Source organism: Flavobacterium muglaense (assembly GCF_014305155.1).
GTDB classification, from domain to species: Bacteria; Bacteroidota; Bacteroidia; order Flavobacteriales; family Flavobacteriaceae; genus Flavobacterium; species Flavobacterium muglaense.
In genome coordinates, this window is sequence record NZ_JACRUK010000009.1 from 20,959 (window position 1) to 47,670 (window position 26,712).

26 protein-coding genes, 1 tRNA gene and 1 pseudogene are annotated in these 26,712 nt (G+C 35.2%); 8 read left to right on the forward strand and 20 right to left on the reverse strand.

The genetic code is table 11. The features are described 5' to 3' along the window. Positions 1 to 22: 22 nt before the first annotated feature. Both H8R24_RS05850 and H8R24_RS05855 read right to left on the reverse strand, forming a co-directional pair. Positions 23 to 964 (reverse strand): OmpA/MotB family protein, encoded by a 942-nt coding sequence (locus H8R24_RS05850; protein WP_187017628.1) that lies wholly within the window; start codon positions 962 to 964, stop codon positions 23 to 25. Positions 965 to 1,005: 41 nt separating this feature from the next. After that, positions 1,006 to 1,770 (reverse strand): exodeoxyribonuclease III, encoded by a 765-nt coding sequence (locus H8R24_RS05855; protein WP_187017629.1) that lies wholly within the window; start codon positions 1,768 to 1,770, stop codon positions 1,006 to 1,008. A gap of 137 nt (positions 1,771 to 1,907) precedes the next feature. Between H8R24_RS05855 and H8R24_RS05860 the strand changes: the two genes are divergently transcribed. Continuing rightward, on the forward strand, positions 1,908 to 3,713 hold the full coding sequence (locus H8R24_RS05860) for a GNAT family N-acyltransferase (protein ID WP_187017630.1): 1,806 nt from the start codon (positions 1,908 to 1,910) through the stop codon (positions 3,711 to 3,713). Between the two features lie 61 nt (positions 3,714 to 3,774). On the opposite strand, the gene H8R24_RS18415 is transcribed toward H8R24_RS05860, so the two are convergent. The 11 genes and pseudogenes from H8R24_RS18415 to H8R24_RS05910 form a co-directional block, all read right to left on the reverse strand. Further along, the gene (locus tag H8R24_RS18415; protein WP_394354170.1) at positions 3,775 to 4,098 is read right to left on the reverse strand and encodes a VOC family protein; all 324 of its coding nucleotides are present in this window, start codon (positions 4,096 to 4,098) and stop codon (positions 3,775 to 3,777) included. Positions 4,099 to 4,170: 72 nt separating this feature from the next. Further along, a pseudogene (locus tag H8R24_RS05865) lies at positions 4,171 to 5,136 on the reverse strand (2-hydroxyacid dehydrogenase); the annotation flags it as partial. Between the two features lie 255 nt (positions 5,137 to 5,391). Continuing rightward, a complete protein-coding gene (locus tag H8R24_RS05870; RefSeq protein WP_187017631.1) occupies positions 5,392 to 5,781 on the reverse strand; it encodes a hypothetical protein in 390 nt (129 codons plus the stop codon). 62 nt (positions 5,782 to 5,843) lie between these two features. Then, the gene (locus H8R24_RS05875) at positions 5,844 to 6,797 is read right to left on the reverse strand and encodes a Fic family protein (RefSeq protein ID WP_187017632.1); all 954 of its coding nucleotides are present in this window, start codon (positions 6,795 to 6,797) and stop codon (positions 5,844 to 5,846) included. Positions 6,798 to 7,126: 329 nt separating this feature from the next. After that, entirely contained in the window at positions 7,127 to 7,903 is a 777-nt protein-coding gene (gene proC / locus H8R24_RS05880; RefSeq protein ID WP_187017633.1) for a pyrroline-5-carboxylate reductase, read from the reverse strand. Positions 7,904 to 7,953: 50 nt separating this feature from the next. Next, positions 7,954 to 9,306 carry a magnesium transporter gene (gene mgtE / locus H8R24_RS05885; protein ID WP_187017634.1) on the reverse strand — a complete coding sequence of 451 codons (1,353 nt, stop codon included), beginning with the start codon at positions 9,304 to 9,306 and terminating at the stop codon, positions 7,954 to 7,956. Then, the gene (gene rsmA, locus H8R24_RS05890; RefSeq protein WP_187017635.1) at positions 9,296 to 10,075 is read right to left on the reverse strand and encodes a 16S rRNA (adenine(1518)-N(6)/adenine(1519)-N(6))-dimethyltransferase RsmA; all 780 of its coding nucleotides are present in this window, start codon (positions 10,073 to 10,075) and stop codon (positions 9,296 to 9,298) included. The genes mgtE and rsmA overlap by 11 nt, the downstream gene beginning before the upstream one ends. A 157-nt stretch (positions 10,076 to 10,232) precedes the next feature. Continuing rightward, positions 10,233 to 10,544, reverse strand: a complete 312-nt coding sequence (locus tag H8R24_RS05895) for a DUF4286 family protein (protein ID WP_187017636.1) — start codon at positions 10,542 to 10,544, stop codon at positions 10,233 to 10,235. Between the two features lie 61 nt (positions 10,545 to 10,605). Then, entirely contained in the window at positions 10,606 to 12,384 is a 1,779-nt protein-coding gene (locus tag H8R24_RS05900; RefSeq protein ID WP_187017637.1) for a tetratricopeptide repeat protein, read from the reverse strand. A gap of 187 nt (positions 12,385 to 12,571) precedes the next feature. Continuing rightward, the gene (gene serS, locus H8R24_RS05905; protein WP_187017638.1) at positions 12,572 to 13,843 is read right to left on the reverse strand and encodes a serine--tRNA ligase; all 1,272 of its coding nucleotides are present in this window, start codon (positions 13,841 to 13,843) and stop codon (positions 12,572 to 12,574) included. 63 nt (positions 13,844 to 13,906) lie between these two features. Then, on the reverse strand, positions 13,907 to 14,296 hold the full coding sequence (locus tag H8R24_RS05910) for a hypothetical protein (RefSeq protein WP_187017639.1): 390 nt from the start codon (positions 14,294 to 14,296) through the stop codon (positions 13,907 to 13,909). Positions 14,297 to 14,481: 185 nt separating this feature from the next. Between H8R24_RS05910 and H8R24_RS05915 the strand changes: the two genes are divergently transcribed. The 3 genes from H8R24_RS05915 (at position 14,482) to H8R24_RS05925 (ending at position 19,340) form a co-directional block, all read left to right on the forward strand. Beyond that, the gene (locus H8R24_RS05915; protein ID WP_187017640.1) at positions 14,482 to 16,299 is read left to right on the forward strand and encodes a SusC/RagA family TonB-linked outer membrane protein; all 1,818 of its coding nucleotides are present in this window, start codon (positions 14,482 to 14,484) and stop codon (positions 16,297 to 16,299) included. 39 nt (positions 16,300 to 16,338) lie between these two features. Beyond that, positions 16,339 to 17,667 carry a SusC/RagA family TonB-linked outer membrane protein gene (locus H8R24_RS05920; RefSeq protein ID WP_187017641.1) on the forward strand — a complete coding sequence of 443 codons (1,329 nt, stop codon included), beginning with the start codon at positions 16,339 to 16,341 and terminating at the stop codon, positions 17,665 to 17,667. An 80-nt stretch (positions 17,668 to 17,747) separates the two neighbouring features. Further along, a complete protein-coding gene (locus H8R24_RS05925; RefSeq protein WP_187017642.1) occupies positions 17,748 to 19,340 on the forward strand; it encodes a RagB/SusD family nutrient uptake outer membrane protein in 1,593 nt (530 codons plus the stop codon). Positions 19,341 to 19,534: 194 nt separating this feature from the next. On the opposite strand, the gene H8R24_RS05930 is transcribed toward H8R24_RS05925, so the two are convergent. The 4 genes from H8R24_RS05930 to H8R24_RS05945 all read right to left on the reverse strand — a co-directional run bounded on the left by H8R24_RS05930 (position 19,535) and on the right by H8R24_RS05945 (position 22,243). Continuing rightward, a complete protein-coding gene (locus tag H8R24_RS05930; protein WP_187017643.1) occupies positions 19,535 to 20,242 on the reverse strand; it encodes a FadR/GntR family transcriptional regulator in 708 nt (235 codons plus the stop codon). 115 nt (positions 20,243 to 20,357) lie between these two features. Further along, on the reverse strand, positions 20,358 to 21,224 hold the full coding sequence (locus H8R24_RS05935) for a polysaccharide lyase family 7 protein (RefSeq protein WP_187017644.1): 867 nt from the start codon (positions 21,222 to 21,224) through the stop codon (positions 20,358 to 20,360). A 204-nt stretch (positions 21,225 to 21,428) separates the two neighbouring features. Further along, entirely contained in the window at positions 21,429 to 21,968 is a 540-nt protein-coding gene (locus H8R24_RS05940; RefSeq protein ID WP_187017645.1) for a DMP19 family protein, read from the reverse strand. Positions 21,969 to 22,072: 104 nt separating this feature from the next. Continuing rightward, on the reverse strand, positions 22,073 to 22,243 hold the full coding sequence (locus H8R24_RS05945) for a hypothetical protein (protein ID WP_187017646.1): 171 nt from the start codon (positions 22,241 to 22,243) through the stop codon (positions 22,073 to 22,075). 470 nt (positions 22,244 to 22,713) lie between these two features. On the opposite strand from H8R24_RS05945, the gene H8R24_RS05950 reads away from it, so the two are divergent. Both H8R24_RS05950 and H8R24_RS05955 read left to right on the forward strand, forming a co-directional pair. Then, a tRNA-Trp gene (locus H8R24_RS05950) sits at positions 22,714 to 22,784 on the forward strand. A gap of 435 nt (positions 22,785 to 23,219) precedes the next feature. Beyond that, the gene (locus H8R24_RS05955) at positions 23,220 to 23,657 is read left to right on the forward strand and encodes a TlpA family protein disulfide reductase (protein WP_225876775.1); all 438 of its coding nucleotides are present in this window, start codon (positions 23,220 to 23,222) and stop codon (positions 23,655 to 23,657) included. 75 nt (positions 23,658 to 23,732) lie between these two features. Here the strand turns inward: H8R24_RS05955 and H8R24_RS05960 are convergent, their stop codons facing one another. Then, the gene (locus tag H8R24_RS05960; protein ID WP_187017647.1) at positions 23,733 to 23,906 is read right to left on the reverse strand and encodes a hypothetical protein; all 174 of its coding nucleotides are present in this window, start codon (positions 23,904 to 23,906) and stop codon (positions 23,733 to 23,735) included. A gap of 132 nt (positions 23,907 to 24,038) precedes the next feature. Here H8R24_RS05960 and H8R24_RS05965 point away from each other — a divergent pair, with 132 nt between their 5' ends. Next, positions 24,039 to 24,368, forward strand: a complete 330-nt coding sequence (locus H8R24_RS05965; protein WP_222617368.1) for a nucleotidyltransferase family protein — start codon at positions 24,039 to 24,041, stop codon at positions 24,366 to 24,368. After that, positions 24,337 to 24,669: a HepT-like ribonuclease domain-containing protein gene (locus H8R24_RS05970; protein WP_187017649.1), complete on the forward strand. Its 333-nt coding sequence runs from the start codon at positions 24,337 to 24,339 to the stop codon at positions 24,667 to 24,669. The genes H8R24_RS05965 and H8R24_RS05970 overlap by 32 nt, the downstream gene beginning before the upstream one ends. A gap of 192 nt (positions 24,670 to 24,861) precedes the next feature. On the opposite strand, the gene H8R24_RS05975 is transcribed toward H8R24_RS05970, so the two are convergent. Both H8R24_RS05975 and H8R24_RS05980 read right to left on the reverse strand, forming a co-directional pair. Then, complete coding sequence (locus H8R24_RS05975) at positions 24,862 to 26,103, reverse strand: MFS transporter (RefSeq protein WP_187017650.1); 1,242 nt, start codon at positions 26,101 to 26,103, stop codon at positions 24,862 to 24,864. A 69-nt stretch (positions 26,104 to 26,172) separates the two neighbouring features. Continuing rightward, a complete protein-coding gene (locus H8R24_RS05980; RefSeq protein ID WP_187017651.1) occupies positions 26,173 to 26,607 on the reverse strand; it encodes an RbsD/FucU domain-containing protein in 435 nt (144 codons plus the stop codon). Positions 26,608 to 26,712: the final 105 nt, after the last annotated feature.

Below are 26,712 nucleotides of genomic sequence, written 5' to 3' on the forward strand. Positions count from 1 at the left end.
TGACTCTCTACTTCACAAAAAATTAATTAATTGTATTTAACATTTGAGCAATTTCGTCTAATCTTGGCGTCAGAATAATTTCGATTCTACGATTCTTTGCTTTTCCTTCAGCAGTTGCATTACTTGCCAATGGAGAAAATTCTCCACGACCTGCAGCTGTTAAACTTTGTTTATTGATCATTTTATTTTCGCTTAAAATAGCCACAATTGCAGTCGCTCTTTTTGTAGATAAATCCCAGTTATTTGCAATAGGTCCAGCGCTAGAAAAACCATCATCATCAGTATGGCCTTCGATCAAGACCGAAATATCTGGATTATCTGCTAATACTTTACCCAATTCTACTACCGCTTTTTTTCCTTCAGAACCTACAGAGTAGCTACCAGAATTGAATAGCAATTTATTTTCCATAGACACGTATACTTTTCCGTTCTTTTGTTCTACAGTCAATCCTTTTCCTTCAAAACTATTCAAGGCTTTAGATAACGTTTCCTTTAATTTTTTCATTGCAGCTTCTTTCGCAGCAATTATAGATTCCATTTCTTGTAAACGCTGTGAACTTTTATTCAAACGCTCTTGTTCAATAGCCAATGCTTTACCTTTTGCATCTAGCTGCGCTAATAAATCACGGTTTTTAGCCATATTAGATGTTAAGGCTTCGCTGCTGTTTTTTTCTAAAGCTTTATAAGACTCTTGCAAAAGATCCATTTTCGTTTTTAAAGCAGCATTGTCAGCAATCCATTTGTCACGTTCTTGTTTTACTTTATCCGAAGCCACTTTTAAGGCGTTCAAATCCATTTCTAACTGGTTCTTATCTTTCAATAATTTCCCATTCGCATCAGATATACTTCTGTTTTCTTTTTTTAGATCAGTGTACTTATTTTCTAAATCTGTGTATATTTTCTTAGACACACATGAAGTAGAAAGTGCTATAATCAACAAACCAATTGAGATTTTCTTTATCATTTTTATTAATTTAAAATTTAATTATTTTTTTTATAATTCGCTTATGCTATTTCAACAACAACGGGACAATGGTCAGAATGTTTCGCTTCGGGCAGAATAAATGCTCTTTTAATCTTGTCTTTTAGAGGTTCGCTTACTAAACAGTAATCAATACGCCATCCTTTATTGTTTAACCTTGCCGATGGAAAACGCATGGTCCACCAGGTATAATTATCGGGTTCTTTATTTAGCAAACGAAAACTATCTATGAATCCATTTTTCAAAAAGGCATCTAACCAAGCACGTTCTTCAGGTAAAAACCCAGATGTTTTTTTATTGCGTATTGGATCATGAATATCAATAGCTTCGTGGCAAATATTGTAATCCCCACATATCACAAGGTTAGGCACTTCCTTTTTCAATTCGGTAATATAATTTTGAAAGTCATCCATGAACATGAATTTATGACTCAAGCGCTCACTATTGGTTCCCGAAGGCAAATACAAACTCATTACAGAAACCGTATCAAAATCGACACGAATATTCCTACCTTCAAAATCCATGTGCTCGATACCAGTACCATAAACCACATTATTAGGCTTCACTTTTGACAAGATTGCTACACCGCTATACCCTTTTTTTGTAGCTGGAAACCAGTAATGATAAGGGTAACCTGCTAGCTCAAAATCAAGCAAAGGAATTTGCTCAGGACTTGCCTTAATTTCCTGTAGACAAATGACATCAGGATCAGCTTGTTGTAACCAATCGATAAATCCTTTAGAAATTGCCGCTCGAATTCCGTTCACATTATAAGAAATAATCTTCATCTAAATTTAATTTTGGTTTCCAAAAATACTAAAAATAAAAAAGCATCTCGTATAAATAACGAGAAAATCGAATCGCTACATAGGTGGTTAATCGAGTTTTTTTCTATCTTTGTTTTTCGCTCAAAAACAAAAAGTAAATGGGTTTAGTTACCGCCAAAGAAGTTGCAAAAGCAATAAATGCAGAAAAATACGGAGTTTTAGGAACTTTTTCCGGTTGGGTATTGATGAAAGTGTTAAAAATTTCAACTCTTAATAAATTTTACGATAGTAATAAACACTTAAAAGACGTAGAATTCTTAAACGCTATTGTTGACGATCTCCAAATAAAATTTGAAATTCCCGAAGAAGACTTAAAACGATTACCTAAAGAAGGCGCTTATATTACTATCTCTAATCATCCATTAGGAGGAATTGATGGAGTTTTGCTATTGAAATTAATGTTAGAAAGAGAGCCTAATTTTAAAATTATAGCTAATTTTCTTTTGCACCGTATAGAGCCGCTTAAAAAATACATTATGCCTGTAAATCCTTTTGAAAATCATAAGGATGTCAAATCAAGCGTTGTAGGGATTAAAGAAACTTTACGTCATTTAAGTGATGGCAAACCACTAGGAATGTTTCCTGCGGGAGAAGTTTCAAGCTATAAAGACGGGCAGTTAATGGTTGACAAACCATGGGAAGAAGGAGCTATCAAGGTAATTAGAAAAGCACAAGTCCCTGTTGTTCCTATATATTTCCATGCCAAAAACAGTAGGCTTTTTTACTTTTTATCTAAAATTAGCGACACTTTACGTACCGCAAAATTACCATCTGAAGTTTTTAGCCAACGCAATCGCGTCATCAAAGTACGAATTGGTAAACCCATTTCTGTTGCAGAACAAAACGAACATCTTTCACTAGAATCCTATTCGGAGTTCTTGAGAAAAAAAACATACATGCTTGCTAATCCTTTTGAAAAGGAAAGCAAATTATTACACACACCTCATTTAAAATTACCCAAAAGCATCCCGAAAGAAATTGCAACTCCTGCAAATGGCGAAAAAATGATTGCCGAAGTAAATGCTTTACGAGACACCGATTGCCGATTATTACAAAGCAAAAATTACGAAGTCTTTTTTGCCGAAGCAAAAAACATACCCAATGTATTGCATGAAATAGGACGCTTACGCGAAATTACCTTTAGAGAAGTTGGCGAAGGAACTAACGAGTCGATCGATTTAGATAAATTTGACCAATATTACCACCACCTATTTTTATGGGATGAAGACGCAAAGAAAATTGCAGGTGCTTACAGAATGGGATTGGGATCTGAAATTTTCCCGAAATATGGTATTGAAGGTTTTTACTTAAATGAACTTTTCCGTTTTGAACCTGAATTGCATGATATGATGCATCAATCTATCGAAATGGGTCGTGCCTTTATCATCAAGGAATACCAACAAAAACCGATGCCTTTATTCCTGTTATGGAAAGGTATTATTCATACTACCTTACGTTTTCCAGAGCATAAATTCTTGCTTGGCGGTGTGAGTATTAGCAATCAATTCTCGGATTTCTCAAAATCATTGATGATTGAATTCATGAAATCAAATTACTACGATCCGTATATTGCACAGTACATACATCCTAAAAAAGCCTATAAAGTTAAACTGAAAGATGCCGACAAAGATTTCATTTTTAATGAAACAGAAGCCGATTTGAATAAATTTGATAAAATTATTGACGAGTTAGAACCCGGAAGTTTACGCTTACCTGTATTGATAAAAAAATACATCAAGCAAAATGCGAAGGTGGTTGCTTTTAATGTCGATCCTTTATTCAACAATGCAGTCGATGGTTTAATGTATATAAGAATCGCCGATATTCCAGAAAGCACTATGAAACCCGTTATGGAGGAATTTCAAGCTGAACTCGAAAGAAAGTTGGCTGAAAAAGAAGAGTAAATTATCTAACTATAAATTAAAAAGTCTCGACAATGTCGAGACTTTTTAATTTAATTTCATATTATTTGAAAGCGTTATCTATCGGTTCCCATAGTTCTATTTTGTTTCCTTCTGGATCTAAAATCCAACCGAATTTCCCATAATCATAGGTCTCCATTTCCCCTACAATTGTTACACCCTCATTAGCTAATTTTTTCAACAAATTTTCTAGATTTTCAACTCTGAAATTTTGCATGAATTGCTTTTCGCTTGGCGCAAAATAAGCAGTATCGGCTGCAAAAGGCGACCATTGCGTAGAACAGTCTTCGCCATCGTTGTTTTTCCACCAGAACGTCGACCCGTAATCATCTGTTTTTAAACCCAAATGTTTACCGTACCAAGCCACTAGCTCCTTAGAATTTTCGGCCTTGAAGAAAAAGCCTCCAATTCCCGTTACGCGTTTTTCGACTTTACCCAGTTCCGGCTCCCCAAAATACTTTGCTTTTATTTTATCGACAATTACTTGCGCCAGGCGTTCATGACTCTCAAATGTCCAGCCCGCAACATGGGGTGTCAAAATCACATTTGGAGCATCTAATAAATACTGAAAAGCTTCGGGTGTATTGTCTTCTTGGAATAAAGTTTCAAAAGATAGTTTTTCATATTCTAAAACATCCAGTCCTGCTCCTAGAATCTCGCCTGCTTTCATAGCAGCAACAAGATCAGCCGTTACGATGTTTTTTCCTCTTGAGGTATTGACAATCCAAAACGGTTTAGCAAAGCCTTTAATAAACGCGGCATTCACCATTTTATCCGTCTCGGGCGTCCACGGAAGGTGCAGACTTAGGACTTCTACTTTTTGTTGGAATTCTTCAAAGGAAACTTGCTTCGCATTTCCATCACCTACATTTTCTAGAATATCGTAGCACAAGACTTGAACGTCAAAACCACGTAGCTTCTTGGCAAATGATTTTCCCATATTTCCGTAACCGATGATTCCTACGGTTTTACCATCGAGTTCATGACCGCGATTGCTTTCTCGGTTCCAGTGTCCAGAACGGATCTCTTTATCGGCTGTGTTTAATTTATTGAACAGGGAAAGAATCATCCCCAAAGAATGCTCGGCAACTGCATTACGATTTCCTTCAGGAGCCGCGATTAACGTTACCTTTTTGCTAGTTGCATATTCGCAGTCTATACTTTCAAGACCGGCGCCTACACGTGCTATAAATTGCAAATTTGTGGCTTTATCGAGGAATTGTTTGTCAATTTTAAAGCGACTGCGGATTACGATTCCTTGATAATCGTGAATTTTAGCTTCCACTTCTTCTTTGGTCGAACTAAAATCAGACTCATTCGTAAATCCTAATGCTTGCAATTGCTCCCACATAATGGAATTATTGCTATCTATATGTAGTATTTTGATGTTTTCGGGATGCAACATGGAATTTTTTATTTACTGTTGCCCAAAGTTACAAATTTGAATCAGGAATCGTTTCTAATTTGTTTGTATAATTAGATCGATGGACAAATTGCATTAACCCTCCAAACACCATTAAGTGTACTATAAATTTAAAAAAAGGAACGTTTTACCATCGTACCAATCAAAAAATGTTGCGAAAGTTGCAAACACAATACCTGTCAACAACATGATTTTTACTCATTTCTTCTACTGTGGTTTCATGGGAACTATTTATACTTATTTCCTATCATATTCACTTTGATAACAATCATTACACTCATCATTCAAAAACAATTTATTGTCATCCACCTCAAAAGATTGACTAGGTCTTCCTGATTCATAGACTAACATTTGTTTGTCACCACCAAAAATTGATTTTTTAGTTTGAATCGAATAAGAATCCGTTTGCAAAAGACTTCCGTCTAGATAATATTGAATTGTAGTTGCGGTAATCACTATTTGCCTGCTGCTTGCTGTTGAACTAGGACTTGTAGTCGTTCCTGCTAAACCACCGCTAGACTCGACCCATTCCCAGCTACCAACAAGCGCCTTTGTACCAGGCTCAACCGTTGAAGAACAACCTGCCAAAACAAAAACCAATATAATACTTGCGAGACACTTTTTCATAAGAAATACTTTTTAGTTTAGATGATTGAAAAACAGAAAGGTTGCGCTCCAAACCGACAAACTTACACAATTACATATTTTGTTTTATTCATTAATCCCACACTTTTAAACAAGTTTAAGTCCATTCCTTTTTTTAAATCTCTACTTGCAGTGGCTGATGAAAGGTCTTTAAAAATATTCATATAATCCTTCCTCGTAAAATCGACTAAACCTAGACTTAAAAAATAATCCAGACGGTCAATATTTTTTAAAACTCTGTTATTATAAGAAAGCAAAATACCTAATGCCTCTTCAATCACTGCTAGCATGTACTCCATAAAATAAGTTGACTTTCCTGTTTTATCACTCATCGCCAATGACTGATAATATTCTGTTTGAGTCTTACTAATTAATGTTTCAAATGGTAAGAATTCAAATACTGGATATTCTGAAATTAAGATTAAAGTTTGCCACAATCGGCCCATTCTACCGTTACCATCTAGAAAAGGATGAATAAACTCCATTTCATAATGAAACACACAACTTTTAATAAGTATCAATTCATCATTGTCTTTCAAATAATCAAATAGATCATTCATTAAAAAAGGGACATTTGCATGAGGTGGCGCAACATGTTCCACCTTATTACCTTTCACAATACCAACCCCTTTATTGCGATATCTTCCTGGATTTCCCATTAAACCTGTCATCAAGTCTGCATGAGCATTTAAAAAATCTTTAGCCGATGAAAATTTAAAAGTGTTTAACTTAGAATATACTTTTATTGCATTTAAAACCTCCAAAACATCTTTTTCAGGACCTATAACTCTTTTGTTCTCGAGTAAAGCGGTGATTTGTTCTTCGGTTAAGGTATTTCCCTCTATCTGTAAGGAAGAATGAATTGTTTTAATACGATTCTGTTTTCTAAGTTGTGGTGATTGCCTGCTTAAAAATGTGGCATTTACCGCACCTAACTTTTCAGATATACTACTAATTAATTTTAATATTTTGGGTGTAATGTCATACGGAGGTTTCATTGATAGTATCATTTGATACTATCAAAAGTAGCTTTACTTATTGATTCAAGCAAATAAATCAGGAACAAATTGCAACATAAAACGATAGGCCTTACAAATGTTTTCTTTTGTACTCCCTTATTTCAGCTGATTGCAATAAGATCTTGTTAACGAATGTTCTAGTATCTCCTTGACTTAAATAGCACCACCACTCTCGCGTGAGGGATAGCAGCTAGCTACCGAAGTAGCGCGTATAGCCCGACGCCATAAAAAAAAGGGTCTCATCAAGACTTTGCTGATGAGACCCTTTTATTTTATGGGGGCACGCCCAAAACGATATTCGTTCTAGCTTACCCTTTTATTTTTTTTAATGCTGCTTTGATTCCGCGTATTATTGATGAACTAAAGCCGTGCGACTCCATTTCGCTCAATCCTGCTATGGTACAACCTTGTGGCGTAGTCACGCGATCAATTAATTGTTCTGGATGGACTTGCTCTTCCATTAGCATTTTGGCTGCTCCTTTTACGGTTTGTGCCGAAATTTCTAAAGCAGTTTGCCAGTCAAAACCTATTTCGATTCCTGCCTGCATAGACGCACGAATGTAACGCAATGCAAAGGCAGTTCCTGAGGCAGCTAGCACGGTTGCAGCATCCATCAACTTCTCATCAATTACAGGAGCAGTACCTAAATCAGCAAAAAGAGTTACTAATTTTTGACCTTGGGCCGCATTATTTTCATGAAAAGAAATACAAGTCGCCGACTCTCCAAATTGTGCTGCGATATTAGGCATGATGCGGATTGCTTGATGCTCTTGTCCTATTTTATTTTGCAAAGCTTCTGTAGAAAGTCCAGTTACCGCCGAAGCGATAATTTTATTTTTAATGACTGGTAGAATCTCTGATAAAACCAAATCTACCTGATAGGGTTTTACGGTTAAAATCACGATATCAGCTTCTTGAATGGCATGTGTATTATCTGTAGAAAGTGTAATTCCTAGCGGCTCTAAATGCTGGATTTTACTAATATTCCTGCGGGTTACCGTTATTTTATGGTTGCTGGAAAACTTAGCAAGCCCAATAGCAACAGAGGCCCCTAGATTACCGCCTCCAATAATGTGAATATTCATTGTTAATAGTTATTAGTTGGTTGTTATAGTTCAATAGTTTTATGCATTTTTTAAAAGCCCAAAATCATTCTCGCAATAGAGAAATAGATTAGGATTCCGCAGATATCATTACTGGTTGTGATAAATGGTCCGGTTGCTAAAGCGGGGTCGACACCAAATTTATCCAACAATAACGGCACGAAAGTTCCAATTAATGAGGCAATAATAATCACCGACATTAAAGCGGCACAAATTACAAATCCGATGATAGGTGGTTCACCCAATAAGAAGTAACTCCCTAAAAACAAGATTGCAGCTAAGATTCCTCCGTTTAATAAACTAAGTGAAATCTCTTTTATCAATCGTCTAAAAAGCGAACCGCTCAAGGTATTGTTAGCCAAACCTTGTACAATAATCGCTGATGACTGAACCCCTACGTTTCCTGCCATTGCGGCAATAAGTGGGGTAAAAAAGAAAAGGTTTCCGTGTTCAGCCATGGCGCCTTCAAACAAACCCAACACCCTTACGGTGATGAATCCTCCTAGAAGCGCTAAAACCAACCATGGAAGACGTGCCTTAGATAATTCAAGAATACTATCATCTGCCTCAACATCCTGGGAGATACCGGCCGCTAACTGGTAATCTTTATCGGCTTCATCCCTAATTACGTCAATAATATCATCAATGGTAATACGACCCACTAAGCGCCCCATAGCATCGACTACAGGAATAGCCTCAAGATCGTACTTTTGCATGATACGAGCTACCTCAACATCCTCGGCATCTACATTAACAAAGGTAACCTTCTTAATGTAAATATCTGATATTTGCGTTTTGGTCGAAGTTGTCAATAAATCTTTTAATGACAAGCGACCTTTTAATCTATTTTCGTCATCTACGACATAAATAGAGTGCACGCGCGAAACATTTTCGGCTTGGGCACGCATCTCCTTAACGCAGGTAAGCACGCTCCAATTTTCGTTTACTTTTACAAGCTCCTTACCCATTAATCCCCCAGCGGTATCCTCGTCATAGCGCAATAGGTCAATAATGTCCTTTGCGTGTTCTAAATCGTCCAGCTCAGAGATTACCTCTTCTTTCTTAGATTGCGAAAGCTCCGCGATGATATCCGCAGCATCATCGGTATTCAGCTCATCAAGCTCTTCTGCAATCTCTTTTGCAGAAAGTCTTTTAAGGATATTTTCTCTTAGATCGTCTTCTAATTCAAGAAGTATTTCAGATGTTTTCTCTGAATCTAAGACCTTAAAAATATAGGTTGCCTCGTCAAAATCTAGTTCATCCAGAATCTCGGCTATATCGGCATGGTGCATTTCACCAAGTAAACGCTCTAAACCGGCGTCGTCCTTGTGGACAATGTATTGCTCTAATTCGAGTATTAAGTCTTTACTGATTTTAAATTCCATCGGCTTCTATTTTTTTAGTCAGTTCAATAAATTCTTCCACGCTAAGTTGTTCTGGTCGTAAGTTAAAAACAGTGTCTTCTCTTAATTCATCAGATAAGTTTAATGTTTTCAAACTATTACGAAGCGTTTTGCGGCGTTGCTGAAAAGCAGTTTTGACTACCGTAAAAAACAGCTTTTCGCCGCAAGGCAAACTAAAATCAGCTTTTCTACGCATGCGCATCACTCCTGATTTTACCTTGGGTGGTGGAATAAATACGTTTTCGTCAACGGTAAATAAATATTCTACATCATAAAAGGCTTGCGCCAAAACTGATAGTATTCCGTAGGCTTTACTTCCTTTTTTCTCGCAAATACGTTGCGCTACTTCTTTTTGAAACATCCCAGCAAATTCCGGAATTTGGTGCTTTAATTCTAATGTTTTAAAAACAATTTGAGTAGAAATATTGTACGGAAAATTCCCAATAATAGCAAACTGCTTTCCTTGAAAAATCTCATTAATATCGTACCTCAAGAAATCTTGTGAGATAATTTTATCTTTCAATTTTGGGTAATTCTCGTCTAAATACGCTACAGATTCGGTATCGATCTCAATAACATACGTATTTGTAGGCTTGTCAAGCAAGTACTTTGTAAGCACTCCCATTCCTGGCCCTATTTCTAACACGTCGTCATAGCCTTCAAGATTGATGGTATCTGCGATTGCCTTGGCAATGCTCTCATCTTTCAAGAAATGCTGTCCGAGGTGTTTTTTTGCTTTTACTTTTTCCATGATTTTTGTTTAAAGTTTAAAGTTTTACGGCTTCCGTTTCTCAACTCAACCCGTATTCAATAAACTATTTTTGAATTAGAGATGCTGTTTGCTTCGTCTAATAGGTATTCCATCTTTTTTTACTGTAATTGCCCTAAAGCTGCACATTAAAAAAATTTTAGTGATCCGATACTACTTGCAACTCTGTTCTAAAAGCCAATACTTTCTCACCAAATAATTTTTCGATCTCAGCACGAAATTTAGGAGCGTCTTCTTGGTAATATTTTTCTAAAGTTTCCTTGCTATCTGTTGTGTATTGAGCCGAATACGTAACACCGCCCATTTCTTCTTCAATTAAAACACGCACTAATCTTGCCGAAACAAATTTTCCAGTAGCTAAGATTTCTGGAATGTGCTTGTGTTGCATGAAGATCATCCATTGATCGTGAATACTTTCGTGTACGTTGCTTGTAACGTTATATATAATCATCTTTTTCTGTTTAATTGTTGGTGGTTCCTTTGTTTCATTGACTAAACAAATCCCCATTTTATTATAAATTAGTATCTCCTCTTAACTTTCTAAAACTTTTTCTAGCTTCCACAAAATAAATACTGTCTTCATGATTAAAAATAATTTGCTCATAAAGTGGTTTTGCTTTCTCGGGTTCGTTTAGCTTTTTATTATACATTTCTGCCGAAAAATAGAGTGCTTCATCAATATAGATTCCGTCAGCATGATTGGTAATTATATCTTGATATTGGCTTAAAGCCAAATCAAATTGGGCTGTTTTTTCATAAATCTTCCCTAAACGCAACAGCGTCACTGCTTCAATTTCTGCACCTTTAAATTGTTTCAAAATGGACTGAAACTGCTCAATAGCTTCCTTATTTCTATTTTGGTACAATAAATAATCTCCTTTGGCAAATGCTGTTAAAGCTGTTTGTGTCGAATCGGCCACGGTATTATCATTGATCAATAAGAAATATTCTAAAGCATCATTAGCAATCAACTGTGTATTGGCCGCTTTTAACTCTTTAAATTGTTTTAACGCCCAAACAAAATCAGCTTTAAAATAACTGGTTTTAGCCGCTTTTAAACTGGCTTCGTGAGCAACAACATCATTCTTTAGATCCAATTCAATTTGCGAATAATAAATCAACGCTTGATTAAACTTTTGTTCGAAAAGCAAAATATCCGCCAATTCCATTTTCACTTTGGCTTGATCATACACATTCAATTGCATCTCGAGTGCTTTCTTCACTATTGCTTTTCCTTGTTCCGGATTCTTTAGATTAAAAGCTACAAAATGAGCCTGAATAAGTTGCAAAGATAAGGTAAATGGTGTTATTTCATATTCGGTCAGCAAACGTTCTAACTCTGAGTTGATTGCAGCAAAATCCTTTTCTTGTGCTTTGTCAATCTTTAAATTCAATATGTAGGTATGTGCTTGTACCAGGAGAGACAAATCCTTGGTGTTTTCGATTATAAAAAGCAACATTTCATTGGCATTTTGCTCGTCTTGTTCCTCAATTGTCAACTGAATCAAGCTAACAATTGCGGATAATGATTCGGGATTGCGTTTGTAAATGGCTTTTTCTTGAATAAAGGCTTTACCAAATTCCTTTTGCTGTACATAAAACCAACTTAAATAGCGGTTCCAAAAAAGGTCTTGTGTTTTTTGGACTCTCAAAACAAGCTCTTTTCTTAAGATAGCACTAAAAGTGCCATCAATATCTTCGCCCATATATCGTGCCAACTGATTTTGAATCATAATCGAATTTTGAGGCGTAGAGACAGCTTCATCCAGAAAAGTAGCAATCATCATTTGAGTATTCCCTAATTGCCCATAAAGCAACCCTTTTTGATAATTAAAATTATAATTGGGCACTAAGTCACCTGCAATTTGATAGGATTGCAAGGCATAATCGAGCAGTACCTTTTTTTCAAAAGCATTAGAAACAGCATAGACTTCGTTTGGGTTTTTCCGGATTCGATCAATAGCCAAGTCATAATTAACTTTGGCTTTAGCTTCTTTTTTCTGGAGTTGAAAATTGTATCCTAGCTCCACTAATAAGCTTCCTTGTTTGTATTGGTCCAATCGTGTTTGAATCAATTTTTCGGCAACATCATATTGCTGCAATTGCTGGTAACAATCCACCGACCTTAAAAAGTATCGCATGTTTTGAGGCAAAGTTTGCAGTAGCTCTTCGTAACTTAGTTTTGCTTTTTCAAAATCGCCTTTGTCGTAATAGTAGTCGGCTAATTGTTCATTTTGAGAAAAACAAAATAATGAAAAAAACAGGGAGATATGTAGAAAGAGTTTTTTCATTATTTCTATTTTTTAATTGCAATATACTTATTCATTACAAACCTGTACAGCTGCAAATTCGCAAATTATTCTTCAAAACTGAAATACTATCTCATTATCAAAAAATTAAACCATTAAGAAATTAAGATTATTTAGTTCAATACTTCTAAATTTCTTAATGGTTAAAAAACTATTTGTAATACTGGAATTAGTTTATAATATCAAAACCACAGTATGGGCGTAAAACCTCTGGTATTACAATACCTTCTGGAGTTTGGTAATTTTCTAAAATTCCAGCAAGAACTCTTGGCAAGGCCAATGCACTTCCGTTTAAGGTGTGTGCCAATTGATTTTTTCCGTCCTTATCTTTGAAACGTAATTTCAAACGATTGGCTTGAAAAGTCTCAAAGTTAGATACTGATGAAATTTCTAACCAACGGTCTTGTGCGGTTGAAAACACTTCAAAATCATAAGTTAAAGCCGATGTGAATCCCATATCACCTCCGCAAAGGCGTAAAATTCGATAAGGCAATTTTAAATCATTCAAAATATCTTTTATGTGCTCCACCATTCCGTCAAGTGCTTTGTATGAATTATCAGGATGTTCAACTCGTACAATTTCTACTTTATCAAATTGGTGCAAACGATTCAATCCACGTACGTGTGCTCCATAAGAACCTGCCTCTCTCCGGAAACAAGGCGTGTAAGCAGTAGTTAAAATAGGCAATTCGGCTTCCGCCAAAATAACGTCTCTAAACAAGTTCGTTACTGGAACCTCAGCAGTAGGAATTAAGTACAAATCATCTGTAGCATCGTGGTACATTTGCCCTTCTTTGTCTGGTAACTGTCCTGTTCCATAAGCCGAAGCTTCGTTAACAAAATGAGGCACTTGTACTTCATTGTAACCCGCAGCAGTGTTTTTGTCTAAGAAATAGTTGATTAAAGCACGTTGTAATCTAGCTCCTTTTCCTTTATAAACAGGGAAACCAGCACCCGTGATTTTAACTCCTAATTCAAAATCAATAATATCGTATTTTTTCACCAACTCCCAGTGTGGTTGTGCAGCTTCATGCAAAACAGGCACTTCGCCAGCTTCAAAAACATTTAAGTTTTCTTCAGGCGTTTTCCCTTCTGGAACAATAGCTGCAGGTAGATTAGGTAAAGTATATAATTTCTCTAAAAGCTCGGCAGCAAAGGCATCCGCTGCTTCAGCCAACACTTTACTTTTCTCTTTTAGCAAAACTGTTTTTTCTTTTAGGATCGCCGCTTTTGATTTCTCACCCGCTTTCATCAGTTCTCCAATATCTTTGGATAATTTATTAGATTCAGATAAAATTCCGTCTAGTTCTACTTGTGTAGATCGACGTTTTTCATCTAGTTGAACAACTTCTTCAACAATGCTAGTGGCATCCATATTTCTTTTTGCCAAAGCCTTGATTACTTTTTCTTGATTCTCTCTAATAAATGCGATTTGTAACATAGCTTGATTTTATTAATCTTCTTTTTTATATAATGGAAGCAAATTTAAGGAAATGTTTAATACTTACAGCGGAAACTTTTGAGGAATGAAATATTTGTAAGTAGGACTAGACTTTCTTCCTTTAGATAAGTAGTAAACCGTTCGATAAAATACACTGAAAATTTTGGTTACATTTTTATCCCTTTGACCAAACTCCAAATTAATCCCGCAAAAAGTTTTTTTATCTAACTGGTGCACCACTAGCCTAGTTTTTATGATTTTTTTAAGGCCAAAACCTTTGTTAGTACTCTTAAACTTACAAAATTCATTTTTAAGGAGTGTTTTCGGCTCGTGAAACACTGTTAAAATTAGCATAATTTTTACTAAAATCGCATTTTCACTAAAAAAACCGCAATAAAATAGATCATTAATAATAAAATATGTTTTTAATTTCTTTTGTAGAATTTTTTGCAATATTTCCTGATTTTAATTGGTGAAAAAAAAATATGTTTGTCAAATCGATTGGTTAACCAATTTGGTTATTTAGTTTGGTTTCTAAAAAATCAAATTGGTTGCAAAAAAAACTAAATCGATGTAGTTGTACGAAATAAACGACTACACTAAAACCACAAAAAAACAACTAACAAAAGGATTAAATTATGAAAAAAACAATTTTAATGTTTCTACTAGTTTTCTCAGCTATTATGAACGCTCAAACTGATAAGCAAAAAATATCAGGAAAGGTCGTTGATAATACCGGGCAAGCTATACCAAATGTAACTATCTCAGTTGATGGCAACAGTATTATTACTGATTTGGATGGAAAATACACAGTACAAGTAAAAAGCGCTAAATCGGTTCTTAAATTTTCTTATTTAGGATTTGACACAAAATCGGTTGAAGCTGGAAAGAACAGTACATTAAACGTGACATTATTAGAGTCAAATAACGTACTTAATGAAATTGTAGTTGTAGGATACGGAACTCAAAAGCGCTCTAGCGTAACTGGATCTGTTGCTAAATTAAAAAGCGAAAGAATCGAAAAAGCACCAGTATCTCGTTTAGACCAAGCTATCCAAGGAAAAATTGCGGGTGTGAGAGTACAAAATATTTCATCTGAAGCAGGAGCGACAACACAAATCAATATTAGAGGAATCGCCTCTATTAGCGCGGGAGCTGGACCACTTGTTGTGGTTGATGGCCAACCTATGGCTGACGGTATGGGATCTGTAAACAACGCTGACGTAGAATCGGTTGAAGTTTTAAAAGATGCTGCATCTGCTGCTATCTACGGATCTAGAGCTGCTGGTGGGGTAATCATGATTACTACTAAAAAAGGAAAAGAAGGTAAAACTAAATTTAAATTTAGTAACACTACAGGTATCAAAAGCGTTGCTAAAACATACGACGTAATGAGTACTACTGACTATGTAGAACGTTTGTACGCAGAGTCAACATTAAGAATCAACGATCCATTATGGACTGGAGGAACTACACTTGCAAATACTATTGGGTCTTTGGGTAAATTCCAATCTCAATATGCAATCGAAAAAGAACTTTTGAATGGTCAAGGAACTGATTGGCAAAAAGAAGCATTAAGAACTGCTTTTTACCAAGATTTACAATTCAACGTATCTGGAGGAAGCAAGAAAAATAGTTTTTATGTTTCAAGTGGATTTCAAAAAGACGACGGTTTAATGCTAAAAAGCAACTTTCAAAAATTAAATTTCCGATTTAAGTTCGATTCAGAATTGACAGATAAAATAAAATTAAACGTTAATTTAAATCCATCAAACACTATCACAGAAAGACCAGCAGCCAACTTTATTGATTTCGCAAGATTTCCAAGTTTTATGCCAGTGTATCACACACAAAAAACAGCTGACTATATCAATGCACAAGACCCTACAAGAAACATCAAAGTAGGTGATTTTGCAGAAGATGATGACTTCTCTGGAATCGCTTATTCAAGTATTGATCCACAAGGGAATGCTTATACTGTATCTAATAATACAAACAACAGACCGTTTAACACTTCGAATACAAACCCTATTCGTAATTTAACGCAACAAGATGACAAAACAAACGACTTCCGTTTTCAAGGAAGCGCTGGATTGACATTCGAACTTGCAAAAGGATTATCATTCAAAACAACACAAAGTGTTTACTTTAGAAATACAGAAAGAAAACAAACAGGTGAAACGAACGCAGCAAGATTTGGAAATCCAAATTATGCGACTTACACAAGTACACGTTTTTATGATTTCTTAACGGAAAACACGTTGAACTACAACAAATCAATTGGTAATCATGACTTCACTGCTTTAGTAGGTGCAACGTACGAAACAAAAAACACAAAATCACTAGTTACTGCAGGAACAACATTCTCAAGCGAAAGTATCCGTAATTTAAACTATGCTACTGTAATCTTACAGCCTGTTCAATCAGATATTACAATCAACTTAGCATCCGTATAAACAAGAGTAAACTATGCCTACAAAAACAAATACTTATTGATGGCTAGTTACCGTACAGATGGTAGCTCATTATTTGGAGTTGGTAATAAATGGGGAGGATTCCCAGCAGTATCTGCAGGATGGGTAGTATCTAAAGAAAACTTCCTAGCTAATGTAACTGCAATCAATAGACTTGCCCTTAGAGCATCTTATGGAGCTGTAGGAAATAATGGAATTGATTCATTTTTATACCAATCAACATTAAATAGTTCAAACTATGTTAGCGGAATTGGAAACGGAACGGTATCGACAGGTTTAGCTAACTTAGCTTCTGTATACAGCAATAAAGACATCACTTGGGAAAGAACATTCTCAACTAACTTAGGTTTTGACTTGTCATTATTCAAAAGCAGATTGAACTTAAACATCGATGTATTTAACTCAAATACTGAAAAACTATTACTAGAAAATTCAGCATTATTAATTACGGGATCTAGCTCGATCATTACTAATGCTGGAAGTATGAATAACAGAGGATTTGAAGTTGAATTATCTACAGTAAACGTTAAAACGAAAGATTTTACATGGTCTACAGATTTCAATATCTCACAAGCTAAAAACAAAATCACGGAACTAGGAGATAAAACATCTTTAATTTCACCAACAATAGATGGTAGAAATGGATTGAACAACTACGCAATTGTAGGTCAACCATTAATCAGCTACTTTGGATATAAAACAGATGGTGTATGGAATAGTACTGCCGACATTAATGCAGCTAAACTAAATGGCTTAACATCTACATTGACGGGAGACTTAGTAGAAGGTGGGTTAAAAATTGTTGATACCAACGGTGATAAAGTAATCGATACTAAAGATCGTGTAATATTAGGAAATCCGTACCCAGACTTTACTTGGGGAATCACAAACAATTTAAGATACAAAAACCTAGATTTGAACTTTACACTTCAAGGGGTTGTAGGTGGTGAATTAATCAATGGTGACGTTAATTACAACGAAATTAAAGAAAGAGTAACAAATTACATGGGGAACAGATGGGTAAGCCCTAGTAATCCTGGAGATGGTAAAACACCTTATTTAACAAATGGAGTTAACCCATTGTTTACTGATGCAGCTGTAGAAGACGCTACTTATTTCACATTAAGAGAAGTTGCTCTTGGATATAGTTTTGATGCTTCAAAACTTAAATTATCTACATTAAGACTTTCTTTGACTGGACAAAACTTATTCTTTGTAAACAACAAAGACTACAGAGGAATCAATATCGAAGCTAGAACCGCAACAAGTAGTGCATTAACTGATGGTTACCAAAGAGGTGCATTCCCAATTCAGAAAACAGTTCTATTCGGAGTAGAAATTGGTTTCTAATATAAAATAATTGACAAGAACGAAATCATTCTAACAGTAGTTTTAGTGCCCGTTCTTTAGAACTTTTTAAAAATATAAATATGAAAACTTACAACAAAATAAATAAACTCTTTATTTTATTTTCGATTTTTTCGCTAGCAAGTTGTTCTGATAATCTAGATGTAGATAACGTAAATACACCAACACAAGATGCCTTTTATAAATCAGCATCAGACTTTACTGTAGGGCTTAATGGTTGTTACAGTACTTTAAGAGCACCAATCGCTTACGAATGGATGTTAACCGAAGTACGTTCAGATAACACTTACCTTAATAACTACGGAACGACTAATCCTCAAAACTTACAAATCATCAGTAATGATGTATTTGAAGCGCCGTCATTTGACTTATTTATTGAGCAATACTGGGCAACAACTTATACAAGTATTCGTAGCATTAACGGTTTAACAGATGCACTAGGTGCTACGTACAACCAATCTACAGGTACGATCGACTATGCTGCAACTGCGGCTACGTTCCCCTTATCTACTGCTGAAAGAAAGAGAATCGCCGGTGAAGCTTCATTTATGAGAGCGTATCACTACTTTAACCTAGTACGTACTTATGGAGGTGTGTTTTTATTAGATAAAATTGTTACACCAGATGAAGCCTTGTTACTTTCAAGATCAACCTCTGCAGATATTTATAAATTTATCATTGCCGACTTGAAAAATGCAAAAGACAATTGCACTACTGCTAAATACTTAGCTACAGCTGGTACTGGAGGAGCTGCAACAAAATGGGCTGCAGAAGCTTTATTGGCTAAAGTATACCTTACTTTAGGACAAAAAACAGATGCTATCCCATTATTAACTGATGTCATTTCGGCAAGTGGTCACTCATTAATTACTGCTGGAACTACACCTTATGCTGATGTGTTCTCTGCAACTAACGAATTGAATGCTGAAATCCTTTTTGCAATCCGTTTCAAATCTGGATCATTAGGATATGGTAGTTCATTATCTAATTTATTCTCTAGCACAACTGACCAAAAAATTACAGGTTTGGTTTATCCTACTGGAACAAGAGGTGGATACAACAACCCAACTCCTGAATTGTACACATCATACGCTACTAATGACACTCGAAGAACTTTTAACATCAAAACGAAGACTGCAACACCAGCATCTAGTCAATTATTTTGGTCTGGTAAACACAACATCGCTGTTGCTAGTTTAAATGACTCAGAGCTAGATTGTCCAGTATTAAGATACAGTGATGTATTGTTGATGTATTGCGAAGCAGTAGGTGTTTACAACACAACTACATTTGCATACTTAACACAAGTACACAACAGATCCGTACCAACTGCTATAACAGCTGCAAGTGTAAGTACTCAAGCTACCTATGAAAAAGCGGTTGCCAATGAGAGAAGATGGGAATTTGCAATGGAAAACCAAAGATGGTTTGACTTGTTGCGTTTCACCACTACAATGCCAACAGTGAATGCAAAAGCAGTTATGAAAAGTCACTTCGCATTAATGTCTACGTACTATACACAGTTTAACAACCCGTATACAACAGCACAATTAGAAGCGAAAGTAGATAATCCTAAATTTGATTTATCTCCAATTCCTAATGTGGAAATTGTTACAAATACTAAAAATCCAATTACTCAGAATACTGGTTATTAAAAATAAATGGTTTTATTAGATAGAAGCTCATTCTAGTAATTGAATTTAGCTCCCTTTGATACTTATTAAGTAAGTATTAAAGGGAGTTTTTTTATGTCTTACAGCGCCAAAATTGGATTGGATACCGACAAAAAAAATCACCTCTATCTTTCGACAGGGTGACTCTTTTTCATCTTACGAGATCTTCTTAATTATTAGATATTGTAACAGTATTCATATAATGATTTGAAATGTTTTTTCATTCTTTGTTTAGCCAATTGTGGATCTTGAGCCACTATCGCTTCATACACATCCGTATGTTCTTGAATTCGTTCCATCCCATCATTTTCATTCTTATCACATACATGGTACTTTTCAAAATTGGTGATAATCTCCGGAGTGATAATCAACATTAAATTATTGATAGTATTATTACCACTTGCTTTGGCTATAGCCAAATGGAAAATTAAATCTTCTTGAACAGCATCTTCTCCCACAGCAGCTTTTTCAGCAAAAGCGTCTAAAGCGGCTTTAATTTGAATCAAATCTTCTTCGGTTCTTCTAGTTGCTGCCAATCGAACTGTTTTCAATTCGATAAGAATTCTAGTCTCTACAAGTGATTTAAAATCCGAAGTTCCCAAGCGGAGAATTTCGTCAATAATACCATTGATAGCTATTTTCCCAATATCAGCCACGAAGGTACCACTTTGCGGAATGGATTTTAAAATTCCGTAGAACTCTAGCTTTTGTATGGCTTCACGCACACTGCTTCTACTCGCATCAAACCTTTCAGACAACATCCTTTCAGAAGGTAATTTATCTTGTGGCTCTAAATTTTTAAAATTGATATAATCTCTAATTTGACCAATGATAGCATTGACAGACTCTTTATTCTCTTTCCTGGTAATTACCTCTAACTTCATAATATTATATTCATTTTAAAAACCTCTAACTAACCTAATTAGTCGGTAAATTTATAAAAAAATAACAATATCAAAATTAAAATGAACCTTTTATAAATAAAAAACTAAATTATTATTAATGAGAAACTTTCAAAGCATAAATTTTAACCGTCGCGGAGGTTCCAGGATTCTTAGATTGAAAGTAATTACCTGCTTTAAAATAATTATCAAAAACACCCCATTTCTTGATGTTCACATCATTATAAACAAACGACTCCCCATTATTTAAGATCACCTCTAACCTACCATCAGATACTTTTACCTCTAAAGTAAATCGATCAAAATCGACTTTTTCTTTAAAAACACGACCATCGTCATCAACCCAGGCATCAGCTGGCAACAACTCTTTTAAACTTGCTGCTGGATTTTTTAAAACTTTAGTTTTGACTTTAATCTTACCTTGATCCCAATAGATTTTTAAAATTGGAGCGGCATTATTGTCTTTTTGGCCAAGTAATTTTTGCTGCTCATCTGTCAATCTACCGTGTATTTGAGCAATAATCACTTTACTGTATTTACCCTCTTCCTCTTTAGATACATTTTGCATTCTATAAGTAGCTTCCATACGCCCCCCTTTTGCAAAGTTCCAGTTGGTGTTTTTATCTCCAATAACCATTGTTTCTCTCAACTCAGACCTAGAAAAGTGACTATTGGCCGTAGAAGTTCCAGATGGAAAGGCATAAAAAACAAGTGATTTGTCTTTTGGATCCTCATACATGTATTTCTTAGTAGCTTCATTGGAAGCAAAATCAAGAATTTCAGGATAATTTAAATCTAAGGTTTTACCGGGATGATCTGTATCTTCCTCTGGGGTTGTTAATGTCCAATGTGACAAATCAATTTTGGCTACGTTCTTGCGTTCGTTAGCAACTTGACCATAACTTGCCGTTGCAAGAGCGATCGTGCTGAGCAAAGCAATTTTAGAATAATGTACCTTCATCATAATCGTTTTGATTAATTTTTTGTTTCGAATAAACCAAATTGGAAAACCAAATATAGAAACTAAATCGATTGAAAAAACATAAGCTATCACAAAAATCAAGCCTCAAAAATGATCCTACAAAGCAGCTTTTTGTAAATCTATCGTATAAAAAATCCACAGTCATTTTTTGGAAATAGCCTGTGGATTATTCAACTTAATATAAAACTATGCTCTTGTGATCTCGTGCCCTACAAACTCTTCTAAAGCAGCAAACATTTCGTCTACCGATAGGACTTCGGTATCGGGATGAGACTTCAAGAAAGCAGCATTAAGATGCACCAAATTCTCTTCAATTTCATAGAACGTATCGCTATTCATTAAGTCTCTTACGGGATTAACGCCTTCTAACTTTCCTTTAAAGAACTTCTCTCTTTTTACGGAACTCATCAACTTCACTTTCTTGCATTGTTGCTGGAATAACTCCAAATGCTTTTCGGCTCCTAAAAGCTGTAGTCCTTCTTCAATAAGTTCGTTTAATTCTAGATTCCATTTTGAATTGTAGACAAACTGGGCAAAATTCCCTTCGGTATATTGTGATGTATAATAATCTAAATAATAACTCATCAAAGCGTCTTCATGAATTAGATCATCATCAATTTTTTCCTCACGCATTAAGTTAATCACCGAAATATTAGAGTTGATAATGTCTTGTGGGTTTTCGCTAGCAGCGGCCGTTTCTGAAATAATTATTTTACCGAATTCCATTTGAATGTTGTTTACTGAATTGACGGCAAATTTCGGGTAAAATAGTGAGGAATGGAAATGTTTTTTAAGAACGATTGTCTGAATCAAATATTGGAATTAATTGATTACTCCTTTTCAGAATCATTTTCATTTTTCTGTTGGTTCATTTTAGTAACTAAAGCTTTTAAGCGCAATACTTTTTCCTTTTTCTCTTCTTGCAATTTGGCTTTTTTACGATTAAGTAATTTGGTATGCAAGGCTTTATTTTTAGTGTTTTTTTCGGGTCCTTTTGCCATGGCTTATTGGTATCAAAATTTGAGTTTTATTGTTTAGCAATAGCTTATATTTCAGATCAACTGTTTATAATTTGTCAGCATTCTTATCTTTTACTCTTTGGTAAAGATAAAACAACATACCTTCTAAAAAGTACAATGCAACATCAATCCAATCTGAAGAATATCTAGAGTTATTTTTATGTACATAATAGTTGAAATATACTGCCGTAATAAATAGCATTGTTAAATTCACTAAAAGGAATAAAATATTTTCACTTATTAACAACTTCAAAAATATTTTACAACCAAAATCTCCCAGGTATTTTCAACTGATAAGAAAATTTATTTAATTAAAATTAAAAACCATTATCTGACATTCAATCCATTAAGTAAATACTCAAAATTTATCAGCGATACCTGCTGCTTCTATTAGTTTTTGTACCAAATAATACTATATTTGCGTCTTGAGAGCAGTTCGTTCTGCTTATACTACGGGCGTAGTTCAAGGGTAGAATAGCGGTCTCCAAAACCGTTGATGGGGGTTCGAATCCCTCCGCCCGTGCAAGCAAAATTTAAATAACAAAGTCTAAGGATTAATCCTTAGACTTTGTTATTCAAATTAAAAACCACTGCTACATTTAATGCAAATTCTGCACAAAAATAAATAATTAAAGGTCGTGAAGAAAAATCGATGTGCACCTACTTTCTCTATAGGTATGTTTATTTATTTTGTCAACAAGGAATTTCAAAGATTAAGCAATTTGGTATGCAAGGCTCTATATTTAGTATTTTTTTTAGTTCTATTTTCCTAATATTTCAGAACGTCAAGAATATATTTTTAGTAAGTTAAGGATTGGAATACCTAGATTTCGAGGACTCTGTTAATATCATAAAAAAAAGAATATATTTGATCATACTATAAAAATCAATGATGAGAAAGTTGTTGTTACTACTATTGTTTTTGCTTCCATTACATTCGTTTTCACAAGAAAAAGAAATGTACGCAGAATCAATCTTAAATAAAAAAGCACCGGTATTAGTGGTAGAAAAATGGATTTCGGATATACCAGACACCAAAGGAAAATTTGTACTAATTGATTTTTGGGCAACTTGGTGTACTACTTACAATTTAGTCATACCCCAATTAAACCAATTTAAAACAGAGTTTGAAAACGACTTAATCATAATAGGTATAAGCGATGAATCTAAAAGGAAAGTGGATAAACTAATAGAGCCTAAAATTGAATATTACAGCGCGATCGATAGCAGAAGGAAATCAAATAAATTATTAAAACTAAAAGCACTACCTCATTGTATAATCATTGATCCCTACGGCATTGTCCGATGGGAAGGCGACCCGCTACTAAAAGGGTTTGAGTTAACTTCAGATGTCATCAAGGATATTATAAAGAAATATAAAAATCCAAAAAACTGATATTGTAACAGCGTACAAAACGACTAAATAGCTATATGATAAAGCGTAAAATATAATTTGGATAAACTATAGTACTTATCCGTTTACAGAATCATCATTAGCTTTCTTTTGCGCATTAACTTTAGCCACCAAAGCTTTCAATCTTAAAGCAGATGCTTTTTTATCAGCTTGCAATTTTGCTTTTTTCTTATTGAGCAATTTGGTGTGTAATGCTTTGTTTTTGGTATTTTTTTCGGGTCCTTTTGCCATGGTGATAGGATTCGTTAGTTGTCGAGTTGCAAAGATAAAGAAATCAAATCATTAACTAAAAAGCATACTATCATTTGCATCACCCCAGAAAATGTTACTTTTCTAAAAATAACCTATCTTAGCAGTATGAAAATGAAAGAGTCCATACAAACCAAACTAGTGGAATTTTTGACCTTATGCAAAAGTCATAAAGTCAAAAACATCTATGCTTTTGGTTCTGCGGTGACTGAAAATTTCAATGAGGAGTCTAGCGATATTGATTTATTAATCGAAATTGACACGGAAGATCCTATCGAACGAGGCGAAAATTTAATGGATATTTGGGATAAACTCGAAGACTTTTTCCAACGAAAAGTGGACTTACTAACGCTCTCTTCTATCAAAAATCCAATTCTTAGAAAAAATATAGACAGTACCAAAATTTTACTTTATGACGGAAAAGAGCAAAAAGTATGTTTCTGATGTCTTGAGGGCAATAGACTTAATTCGCCTATTTAGTATTGACGTTACGGACTTCAATAGTTACGAAAAAGACTTAAAAACCCAAAGTGCTGTTGAAAGACAGTTGGTCATTATTGGAGAAGCTTTAAATAAACTTAGACAAACTGAATCTGGAATTACAATTGAAAATGACAAACAGATTATTGGTTTTCGCAATCGGCTAGTTCATGCTTATGACAGTATTGACAATTCCATTGTTTGGGCAATAATTAAACGTCATTTAGAGAAGTTAAAACTGGAGATTGAAGGCATGGAAGGTTAAAATAATTTATTTAGCTAATTAGTCTAGAAACATAGTCATAACGTTTCACTTACGAATTGAAAGAATGTGAAATAATTCCAAACTTACTACTACAACCCCATATTCCCTAGCCCCGATAGCAGTGAAAATCCTTTTACTTTTTTTTTAAAGTAAAAGATTGTAATGGATAGCGGGAAATAGCTCCTAAAAAGTTTAATCTTCTTCAACAAAATCAGCAACAGTAGGTCTAAGGAAAGTAAGTTGAACCACTAGAGCCACTAAAACAGCGCCCGCCATAATGCCAAAGTCATGACCAAGATGGCCTTCGTCTGCTGATTTTCCTAATAAATCAGTGATAAAAGCACCTGCTAGAATTCCGGTTAAATTCATAAATCCAAAAGCGGTTGCGCGGTGTTTTGGCGCAACAAACTGACAAAGAATAGGCATGTTATTGACATCAAACATTCCGAAACCGAAACCAAAGCAACAAGCAGCCATTATAATATGAGTTAACGAGTGTCCGAAACCAAGCAATAGCAAGGCAGGAATAGTCAAGGCCAGGCCTAAAGAAGAAGTGTAAATTCGCCCTCTGAGGTGTTTTCGTGCCCATTTGTCGGATAGAATTCCACCAATTATAACACCAAACAAAGATGAAACGGCTGTAGTAATCGTCGATAGTGGACCGGCTTGGGCCATATCAATGTGCAGTGTACTAGCAAAAAGTGTTGGCAACCAGTTTTTTGTTCCCCAACCTGGTAAAAATGGAACGGCAAAATAAAATAAGATGATCCAATAGGAAATGTTGCTAAACAAGACGCTAAAGACTTTCATTATTGGCACCTTCTTTTCTACAATTTTATCTTTTGCAAGTTCGGCTTTGGAACGTTTGAATTCTCTTAAAAATAAGATCAATACAAAGGAATATACTACTCCTATGAGGCCAAATAACTGAAAGGTAAACTTCCAGTTCCAATGCGCTGCAATACTAGCGCCGAACCCACCTAGCGCTTGCCCCATGAACAAACCAGTAAGGTGAATCCCGATGGCAAGTGACCTTGTTTTATTCGAATGAAAGTCGGCTATTAATGACAGAGCAGCCGGAATATACATGGCTTCACTGACTCCCATTATGGCACGAAGCCAGTAGAGTTGTTGAAAAGTTTCGGCATACCCCATGGCAATAGTGACCGAGGACCATACAAATAAACTGATGACAATGAGCCATTTTCTATTCAATCTATCAGCAATAAGACCTGATACGGGACTCATAAAGGCGTACACCCACATGAAAACCGCCATCAATCTACCAAAGTTTTCGGCGGTTTCTAATTCTGCGAAATCGACCATCATAGCTGGTTTCATTGTAGCCAGCATTTGCCTGTCCATATAATTTAATAAGGCAACCACCCAAAGTAAAGCGACAAGAACCCAAGGATAAAATTTAGAATTTTTCATATTGTATGTTTGACCCTTTGGGCATAATTAAATTATTAGTTTACTGCTACTCTTATCTTGGTCGCCTGCTCAAAAACTACTTTCTTCGGCCATTTTTACAACACCTACTATAAGAATTAAATTGGCAAAGCGACGTTGTTCTCCAGTTTGAATAATTAATGTCGTAGATGGTTCTCTGATTTTGTCATAGAAAGCCCAGCGTTCCATCTCGTCCCAACTGACGTCTCCGAGCAAGTTTTTGTAAGCAAGGTGTATGTCGGCATTGGCTTCGGCAGGTTTCTCCATAACGATTGCCCCTTGAAAAGGACAGACTTCTAATAATCCTTCCAAGACCGTAACTGCGTCTAATAATCCTGGTCGAAAATTGAGATGTACTGTAGTAGAATTGGGGCCTGTCATGGCACCCACAGGTAAATTACCATCTGCAATAACTACTTGGGCAAAGTGCCCAGAACGCGCCAAAGCTTCTAATATAGTTGGGTGTATTACTGCGGTCTTTAACATAATGATGGTTTTGAAAATTATTATTTTAACTAACCCGTTGGCTGTAATTCAATTTGTTTAATTTTTTAACCACATAGAAACATAAATTTTAATAGATGTTTCACT